Origin of the sequence: Rhodoblastus sp. (assembly GCF_052145335.1) — a bacterium.
In the GTDB taxonomy this organism is placed as follows: domain Bacteria; phylum Pseudomonadota; class Alphaproteobacteria; order Rhizobiales; family Beijerinckiaceae; genus Rhodoblastus.
In genome coordinates this window covers 22781-30113 of the sequence record NZ_JBKQOU010000382.1, presented here as the reverse complement: position 1 = coordinate 30113, position 7333 = coordinate 22781, and the positions used below count along the sequence as shown (strand labels likewise).

10 protein-coding genes are annotated in these 7333 nt (G+C 62.5%); 6 read left to right on the top strand and 4 right to left on the bottom strand.

Features of this window, described 5'->3' with window-relative positions; all coding sequences use genetic code 11:
* The 3 genes from ACLP2E_RS22535 to ACLP2E_RS22525 form a co-directional block, all read left to right on the top strand.
* Nucleotides 1-615: DUF1186 domain-containing protein (locus tag ACLP2E_RS22535; RefSeq protein ID WP_442467190.1), on the top strand; the 615-nt coding region annotated here is incomplete at its 5' end.
* A 68-nt stretch (nucleotides 616-683) separates the two neighbouring features.
* The gene (locus tag ACLP2E_RS22530; protein ID WP_442463101.1) at nucleotides 684-935 is read left to right on the top strand and encodes a type II toxin-antitoxin system Phd/YefM family antitoxin; all 252 of its coding nucleotides are present in this window, start codon (nucleotides 684-686) and stop codon (nucleotides 933-935) included.
* Nucleotides 932-1348, top strand: coding sequence for a type II toxin-antitoxin system VapC family toxin (locus tag ACLP2E_RS22525; RefSeq protein WP_442463100.1), 417 nt, complete (start codon nucleotides 932-934; stop codon nucleotides 1346-1348). The genes ACLP2E_RS22530 and ACLP2E_RS22525 overlap by 4 nt, the downstream gene beginning before the upstream one ends.
* Nucleotides 1349-1772: 424 nt before the next feature.
* Here ACLP2E_RS22525 and ACLP2E_RS22520 read toward each other — a convergent pair whose 3' ends face one another.
* The 4 genes from ACLP2E_RS22520 to ACLP2E_RS22505 all read right to left on the bottom strand — a co-directional run bounded on the left by ACLP2E_RS22520 (nucleotide 1773) and on the right by ACLP2E_RS22505 (nucleotide 4415).
* The gene (locus tag ACLP2E_RS22520) at nucleotides 1773-2453 is read right to left on the bottom strand and encodes a TetR family transcriptional regulator (protein ID WP_442467189.1); all 681 of its coding nucleotides are present in this window, start codon (nucleotides 2451-2453) and stop codon (nucleotides 1773-1775) included.
* Between the two features lie 70 nt (nucleotides 2454-2523).
* Nucleotides 2524-3330, bottom strand: a complete 807-nt coding sequence (gene proC / locus ACLP2E_RS22515) for a pyrroline-5-carboxylate reductase (RefSeq protein ID WP_442463098.1) — start codon at nucleotides 3328-3330, stop codon at nucleotides 2524-2526.
* Entirely contained in the window at nucleotides 3330-3833 is a 504-nt protein-coding gene (locus ACLP2E_RS22510) for a YbjN domain-containing protein (protein WP_442463097.1), read from the bottom strand. The genes proC and ACLP2E_RS22510 overlap by 1 nt, the downstream gene beginning before the upstream one ends.
* A gap of 312 nt (nucleotides 3834-4145) precedes the next feature.
* Nucleotides 4146-4415, bottom strand: coding sequence for an accessory factor UbiK family protein (locus tag ACLP2E_RS22505; protein WP_442463096.1), 270 nt, complete (start codon nucleotides 4413-4415; stop codon nucleotides 4146-4148).
* A gap of 155 nt (nucleotides 4416-4570) precedes the next feature.
* Between ACLP2E_RS22505 and lgt the strand changes: the two genes are divergently transcribed.
* From lgt to pgeF, 3 genes are read left to right on the top strand one after another with little or no spacing between them, the layout of a single operon-like run.
* A complete protein-coding gene (gene lgt, locus ACLP2E_RS22500; protein WP_442467188.1) occupies nucleotides 4571-5401 on the top strand; it encodes a prolipoprotein diacylglyceryl transferase in 831 nt (276 codons plus the stop codon).
* A gap of 11 nt (nucleotides 5402-5412) precedes the next feature.
* The gene (locus ACLP2E_RS22495; RefSeq protein WP_442463094.1) at nucleotides 5413-6519 is read left to right on the top strand and encodes a class I SAM-dependent methyltransferase; all 1107 of its coding nucleotides are present in this window, start codon (nucleotides 5413-5415) and stop codon (nucleotides 6517-6519) included.
* Nucleotides 6516-7313 carry a peptidoglycan editing factor PgeF gene (pgeF, locus tag ACLP2E_RS22490; protein ID WP_442467187.1) on the top strand — a complete coding sequence of 266 codons (798 nt, stop codon included), beginning with the start codon at nucleotides 6516-6518 and terminating at the stop codon, nucleotides 7311-7313. Before ACLP2E_RS22495 ends, pgeF begins: the two co-directional genes overlap by 4 nt.
* The last annotated feature ends 20 nt before the right edge of the window (nucleotides 7314-7333 follow it).

Below are 7333 nucleotides of genomic sequence, written 5' to 3'. Positions count from 1 at the left end.
CTGGAAGGCGACCAACTCTATGAGATCATCGGCGACGCCACCACCGAAACCCTGCCGCAGATCTTTCTCAGCCTTTACGATGGCGATCTGGAAAAGCTCAAGGGCCTGATTGCGGCGCCGGGCGCCGACCCCTGGGCGCGGGTGGCGGCGCTGGAGGCCTATTCGTACCTCGCGGCGAGCGGCGAAATCCCGCTGGACGACGCGCGCAAATATTTCGCGGAACTGTTCGAAACGCTGCAGCCGCGGTCGGCCGATCCTGTCTGGTTCGGCTGGCAGAACTGCATCGCGCTGCTCGGTTTCGCCGATCTGGAGCCGTTGGTCGTCCGCGCTTTCCGGCAAGGGCTGGTCGACAAGCAAGTCCTCGCTTTCGAGGATTTTCAGGTCGATCTTTTCGCCAATCGCGCTGCCCCGGATCGCCGCGCGCTGTGCGAGGAACGCGGCCTGAAACCGATCGACGACGCGCTGGAGGCCCTGGCCGTTTTCGACGCCGACGAAGATGAGGACGACGAGCCTTCAACGCCGGCGGCGAACCCCAACCGCAACGTGGGCCGCAACGATCCGTGTCCGTGCGGGAGTGGGAAGAAATACAAGAAATGTTGTTTGGAGACGGAGTGAGGGGGAATCAAATGGCGATGGGGCCGAAAATGATTTAAGCTGGCTTGATCCAGCTTAAGGAGGCTTTTATGCGGCAGGTCGGCGCCTTCGAGGCCAAAAACAAACTTGGGCAATTGCTTGATTTAGTCGAGCAAGGCGAGGAAGTGACAATCACCCGTCACGGCCGCGAGGTCGCGCGCATTGTCCCTGTCCGCCCTACGCATAACCGCGAGCAGGCCCGCGCCGCGCTCCAGCGCATCCGACAACGGGCTGAATCCTTGAAACTTGGCCGGTTCGATTGGACCGAATGGAAAGCTTTTCGCGACGAAGGCCGACCGTGAGTCTGGTGCTCGATAGTTCGGCTACGCTGGCCTGGATTTACAGCGACGAAATCACCCAACCGATCCGCGACGTTTTCGATTCCTTGGCCGAGGATGGCGCCATCGTGCCGACGCTTTGGCGGCTTGAAGTAGCCAACAGCCTGACCATGGCGGTGCGCCGGGGACGGATCGACGCCGAATTCCGCCGCGCCGCGTTGGCAGATCTGGCGGTGCTCGATATTGTCGCGGACGCCTATACCGACGCTCACGCATGGGATGCGACCCTTGCCCTTGCCGACCGCCATGGGTTGACGATCTATGACGCGGCCTATGTCGAACTCGCGCTACGGCGCGGTCTCGCGCTTGCCACACTCGACGGAGACATGCGCGCCGCCGGCGCCAAGGTCGGGTTGCGAATTCTGGGCGCGGATTGATTGGGGCCGCTTTTCATGAATTAGGGCTGTTCGCTATAAGGAATCTTGTCGACAGGGATAACGCCGCCAATAACAAGACTAGGGAATCACTATTTATTTTATTGAGTTTAGCGCCGCGCGAGCCATCTGCATTTTATCACCCGGAGTGCCCTCTCCTCGAACATAAGCACCAAAATGCCCGTTGCCTTTAGATGGATGAGCTACGTGAACGCAATGGCCCGGATCAAGGACAAGGCGAAATGGCCCGGTTTCTTGGACTGAAGTGTTGAAATCTTTCCAGCACCTCGCACATTCTATTTTTCTATGTTTGAAAACGTTGCAATGTTGCTCTTTTATAGATGTCATTATTTTTTCTTATTCCTGAATACACAAAATTTGATCATATTTATCAGCAAGTGTGGCAATATTAGCAATTGTGCCATTGTTATTTCCGTTGCACCCCGCCCAAAATGCGATCGGCAAAACTCCTCAGCGGCGCGGCGAGTGGCTCCAGCAGCCGGCGCGCCTCGTCCGCGCGAGCCACAAAGGTCTCGCCGCGCGAAATTTCCTTGTCCAGCGCCGCCATGGTCGTCGCCTGATCTGGCGTTTCATCGGAGAGCCAGACGTGGAACACGCGGGTCCAGGCGAAGGCGAGGCCTTGCAACTTCAACGCGCCGAGCGGGCCTTCGCTGTTGAGGCCCGCCGCTTCCAGCATGAAGCGCAGGGAGTTGACAGCGAGCTGATTGAGCGCGGGCAGCGAGGCCGGATCGTGCATCGCCCAGGCGTTGATATGTTTCAGCGCCGGCTTGTAGGGCGCCATGGCGTCGAAACGACGCATCAGCACGTCGAACAGCCGGTCTTTCGCGCTTTCGCCAGCGAGATCCTTGCTGCCGCCTTCGAGCACTTGTCTGTCGATGCGCCGCGAAAAGGCGCCGAGCACCGCGCCCTTGGAAGGGAAGGCGTCGCGAAATTGCGCGATGGTCGCGCCGGCGCGGTCCGCGACGTCGGAGATGGAAATCTCCTCCCAAGGCTTTTCGGCGGCGAGAGCCATCAGCGCATCGACGAGTTTTTCTCGCAAATCGCCGCCGCCTTGCGGCTTTTTCCGGCCTTGCTGCGCCTTGTCCATGATCGGCTCCCTGAATGTGCCCGCGAAGATGGACGAAGCGACGCGTCGCGGCAAGTTGGGAAACCGCCGGTCAGCCGGAAAGTTCGCCCGCCCGCCGCGCCGCCGCCGCCGTGGCGCGGGCCATCAGGGCGGCGAGGCCATCGGGCGCCATCAGCACGTCGAGCGCGGCTTGCGTGGTGCCCCCGGGGGAAGTGACATTCTTGCGTAAGGTCTCGGCGGCAATTTCGGGCGAGCGATGCAGCAATTCGCCCGATCCCTCCACCGTCGCGCGGGCCAGACGCATGGCGAGGTCCGGCGGCAGGCCCAATTCAGCGCCCGCCTGCGCCAAGGCTTCGACCAGAAAAAAGAGATAGGCCGGGCCGGAGCCGGAAATAGCGGTGACCGCGTCGATCTGGTTTTCGCCGCCAACCCATTCGACCGCGCCGACGCCGCCAAGCAGCAGGTGCGCCGCCTCGCGCTGCGCCGCCGTCACTTTTTCGCTGGCGAAGGCGCCGGTTATTCCCCGCCCGATGGCGGCGGGCGTATTGGGCATGGCGCGCACGATAGAGCCGGCCGGCAGGCGCGCGGAAAGATTGGCGACAGTCTTGCCGGCGAGAATCGAAATCAGCAGGCTGTCGGGGCTGAACAGGGGCGCCAAATCCGGCGCGGCCGCATCCAGCATTTGCGGCTTGATCGCCAAAACCACCACATCGGCGGGCGAGGGCTGTGGGTTGAGCGCAAAGCCTTTTTCCGCGGCGAGTTCACGTATGGAATGGGCTGGCTGCGGCTCGTAAACGGCGATGCTGCGTGGGTCCAAGGCGCCAAAAAGCCAGCCGCCGAGCAATGCCGCGCCCATCTTTCCCGCGCCGACCAGCGCCAGCTTGCCGACCGCGGCCATCACGCTTCGCCGATGGTGTCGAACATCGCGCCTTCGAGCGCCTCGGCCGTCGATTTGCCAGCCCAGACGACGAACTGGAAAGCCTGGTAATAGCGCTCGCAGGCTTCCAGCGCATTGGCCATCACCGCTTCGCATTGCGCGTCATTGGCCTGGGCGTTGCCGGCCAGCAGCATGGCGTGACGGAACATAATTACACCGTCGCGCGACCAGACATCGAAATGTCCGACCCATAATTGTTCGTTGATCTTGGCGACGAGACAGGCCGCCTCGGCGCGCCGCCGTTCCGGTACTTTCAAATCGAAAGCGCAGGCGAGATGCAGCGCCTCATGTTGCGGCAGCCAGGTGAAGGCGACATTGTAATCCGCCCAGGCGCCGGCGACGCAGATCGAGATTTCGTCCGGGTCGTCCCGGTCGAAACTCCAGTCCTTCAGGCTGGCAAGCCGCTCGACGACGTCGACCGGGTGCTCGACCCTTTCTTCCAAATCAATTCCTGACAGCAGCATCGATCGGTCCTGAGCGCTCAAGGCGCAACAGTTTTGAGGGAACGCGGCGAATACTCAAGCAATGTTCTGGACCGCAAGCGAAAACCGATTTTGCATCGGCGAATCACCCGGCAAATCCACTATAGGCAGATTTGGCCACCAACGGAATCCTGTCGGCGACCGTGGGCAAGGTGCTGGATTCGCATGGAATCGTCCACCGGCGGTCAAGCTGCGTCCACAGCTATTCGTCGCCGCCGACGAAAAATGCGGCCGGCGCAAGCAATGTCGAATCAATATTTGCCAAGTTTTTTTATTCGACGTTGCGGAAATGACTCAGTCTTTCGCCGCCTCGGGCGCCGCGAGTTTCGCTTCCAGTTCGGCGATGCGGCGCTCCAGCGCCTCGTTGGCGTTGCGTGCGGCCACCGCCATGTCGCGCACGGCCTCGAATTCTTCGCGATGGACCAGATCCATGCCGGCCAGCAGCCGCTCGACCTGGGCCTTGATCGCCGCTTCGGCTTCGCGGCCGAGGCTGCGGGCCGCGCCGGCGGCGTCGGTGAAGAGGCGCGACATGTCGTCAAAAAAGCGGGGACGCGGCGAGGTCATGGTTCGGCTCCAAGGAAAAACGGCGTTTCGACGCATGAAATGGGCGTGAAAACGTCCAAGCGCAAGAAATTTGTCGCAAGAATATCCAAGAATATCGTTGAAATTCTTGGCCGCGGCGTGTTCATTCTCGCTCCCGCCGGCGACAGGAAAGCGATATGCCGATTTTTCTCTTGAATTTTCCGGTCATCGATCCGGTGATGATCAACCTGGGGCCGCTGCCGATCCGGTGGTATGCGCTCGGCTATATCGTCTCGCTGGTCGTGGGGTGGCTCATCGCCTCCCGCCTCGTGCGCAGCGACAGCCTGTGGGGCGAAGCGCCGAGGCCAACGGCTGAAAGCCTGGACGATCTCCTGGTTTACGCCGCCTTTGGCGCGGTGCTGGGTGGGCGCATCGGCTATGTGCTGTTCTATAATTTCCACTATTTCATGGAGAATCCGACGGAGATTCCGATCCTCTGGAAGGGTGGCATGGCCTTTCACGGCGGCCTCGCAGGCGCGGCTTTCGGCGCGTGGCTATTTTCTCGCCGCGTAAAAGTTCCGTTCTGGACCGTCGCGGATATTTGCTGCGCCGTAGCGCCGATCGGACTGTTTCTGGTGCGTATCGCCAATTTCATCAAACCGGAACTGTGGGGCCGCCCGACCGATGCGCCATGGGCGATGGTCTTTCCGGGCGCCGGACCGGAGCCGCGCCATCCGAGCCAGCTTTACGAGGCGGGCCTGGAAGGTCTGGCCATCGGTCTGATCCTGTTTTTCGCCGTGCGAAGCGGGGCTTTTCGCAGGCCGGGATTGACCTCCGGCCTGTTCCTTGGCCTTTATGGCCTGGCGCGCATTTTCTGCGAATTCTTTCGCGAGCCGGACCCTCAACTCGGCTTCCTGTTCGGGGGCGCCACCATGGGCATGTTGCTGTCGGCGCCTCTGGCGTTGTTCGGCGGAATATTGATCCTCAATTCATTGCGCCGGAGAGATTCGGCGGAAGATTTAGGTTAGGGAGATGGCGAATGACTGATGCGCAAGGCAACGATCTCGGCGCGGAAATCCGGGAGATCATCGCCCAGGAAGGGCCGATGCCGGTCGAGCGTTTCATGGAGCTCGCCCTGATCCACCCGACCAAGGGCTATTACACCACTCGCAATCCTTTCGGCGCCGAGGGCGATTTCATCACCTCTCCCGATATTTCGCAGATGTTCGGCGAATTGCTCGGCCTGTGGGCGGCGCAGGTCTGGGGGCAGATCGGCGCGCCCGGATTCGTCCGCCTCGTCGAATTGGGGCCGGGACGCGGGACGCTGATGGCCGACGCCTTGCGCGCCGCCAAGGCCGCACCGGAGTTCTACGACGCCATCCACGTCGATTTGGTCGAGGCCAGCGATATTCTGGCCGAGCAGCAGCGCCAGGCGCTCTCCGGCTGCGGCCGTCCCGTAAGCTGGCGCCGCTCGGTCGAGGAAATTCCGCCCGGACCGGCGATTTTTCTGGCCAATGAATTTTTCGACGCCCTGCCGGTGCGCCATTATGTCAAGACGCCGGAAGGCTGGCGCGAAAGGCTGGTCGGCCTCGACGAGGAAGGGGCGCTGACCTTTGGCCTGAGCAGCGAAGTCGAGCCCTATCTCAAGATCAACGCGCCCGACGATTCGGTGCTGGAAATCGGGGCCGCCGCGCAAAGGCTGATGACCCGGATCGCCGCCCGCATCGTCATCGAGAACGGCGCCCTGCTGGCGGTCGATTACGGCTATGACCAGACGACGCTTGGCGAAACCTTGCAGGCGGTCAAGTCGCATGAATTCGTCGATCCGCTGGCCGAGCCGGGCGAGGCCGATCTGACCGCGCATGTCGATTTCTCGGCGCTGGGGCGCGCCGCCCGCGCCGCCAATGCGCAGACGTTCGGCCCGGTCACCCAGGGCGATTTTCTGCGCGAAATCGGCATTTTGCACCGCGCGGAGGCCCTCAAAGCCCATGCGACGCCTGAGGTGGCCGACGAGATCGACCTTGCGCTGGCGCGTCTGACGGGTGACGGCGAAGGCGAAATGGGAACTTTGTTCAAGGTCCTCGCCGTCACGCGGCGGAGCGTTGAAAATGTGCCGGGCTTTGCCGGGGACGATGCGGCTTCATGAGCGAAGAAATAGATCGGGCCGCGATTCGCGCCGGCGCGCTCGACGGCGTGAGCCATGCCTTTTTTACCCGGATCGGCGGCGTGTCGCAGGGCGTCTACGCCTCGCTCAATGGCGGTGTCGGCTCGAACGACGACACGCGCGCGGTGGCTGAAAACCGCGCCCGCATGGCCGGGGTTCTGGGCGTTGCGCCCGGGCGTTTTCTCGTGCCCTATCAGGTTCACTCGGCCGAGGCGCAGGCTGTGGCGGCGCCCTGGCCGGAAGGCGCGAGGCCGCGCTGCGACGGTCTGGTCTCCTCGACGCCGGGACTGGCGCTCGGCGTCACCGGCGCCGACTGCGGCGTCTTGCTGTTCGCCGACCGGCGGGCGGGGGTTATCGGCGCCGCCCATGCCGGATGGAAGGGCGCCTTGACCGGCATGGTCGAGGCCCTGGTCGCGGCGATGGAGGGTTTGGGCGCCAAACGGGGCGACATTGCCGCCGCGCTGGGGCCGACCATTTCGGCGCAAAGCTACGAGGTCGGGCCCGAGTTTTTCGCGCGATTTCAGGTGGAGGACGCGGGTTTTGCGAGGTTCTTTGCCCCTTCGGCGCAGGTCGGCCACTTCATGTTCGATCTGCCGGGCTTTATCGAAATGCGGGCGGAGCAGGCGGGGATCGGCGCATTCGAAAATCTGCGCCTCGACACTTATGCCGACGAGACGCGGTTCTTTTCCTATCGCCGCATGACCCACCGCAAGGAGGAGGATTACGGCAGGCTGGTCGCGGGAATCTCGCTGCCGGGTGGCTCCCTGTCCCCGTAAGAAAAGGGAGAGGGAGAAGC

Excerpts from the sequence above, each read along its gene's own strand:
- ACLP2E_RS22530 (WP_442463101.1), top strand. The coding sequence starts at position 684 with ATGCGGCAGGTCGGCGCCTTCGAGGCCAAAAACAAACTTGGGCAATTG.
- lgt (WP_442467188.1), top strand. The coding sequence starts at position 4,571 with ATGCCGATTTTTCTCTTGAATTTTCCGGTCATCGATCCGGTGATGATC.
- pgeF (WP_442467187.1), top strand. The coding sequence starts at position 6,516 with ATGAGCGAAGAAATAGATCGGGCCGCGATTCGCGCCGGCGCGCTCGAC.
- ACLP2E_RS22495 (WP_442463094.1), top strand. The coding sequence starts at position 5,413 with ATGACTGATGCGCAAGGCAACGATCTCGGCGCGGAAATCCGGGAGATC.
- ACLP2E_RS22505 (WP_442463096.1), bottom strand. The coding sequence starts at position 4,415 with ATGACCTCGCCGCGTCCCCGCTTTTTTGACGACATGTCGCGCCTCTTC.
- ACLP2E_RS22510 (WP_442463097.1), bottom strand. The coding sequence starts at position 3,833 with ATGCTGCTGTCAGGAATTGATTTGGAAGAAAGGGTCGAGCACCCGGTC.
- ACLP2E_RS22520 (WP_442467189.1), bottom strand. The coding sequence starts at position 2,453 with ATGGACAAGGCGCAGCAAGGCCGGAAAAAGCCGCAAGGCGGCGGCGAT.
- proC (WP_442463098.1), bottom strand. The coding sequence starts at position 3,330 with ATGGCCGCGGTCGGCAAGCTGGCGCTGGTCGGCGCGGGAAAGATGGGC.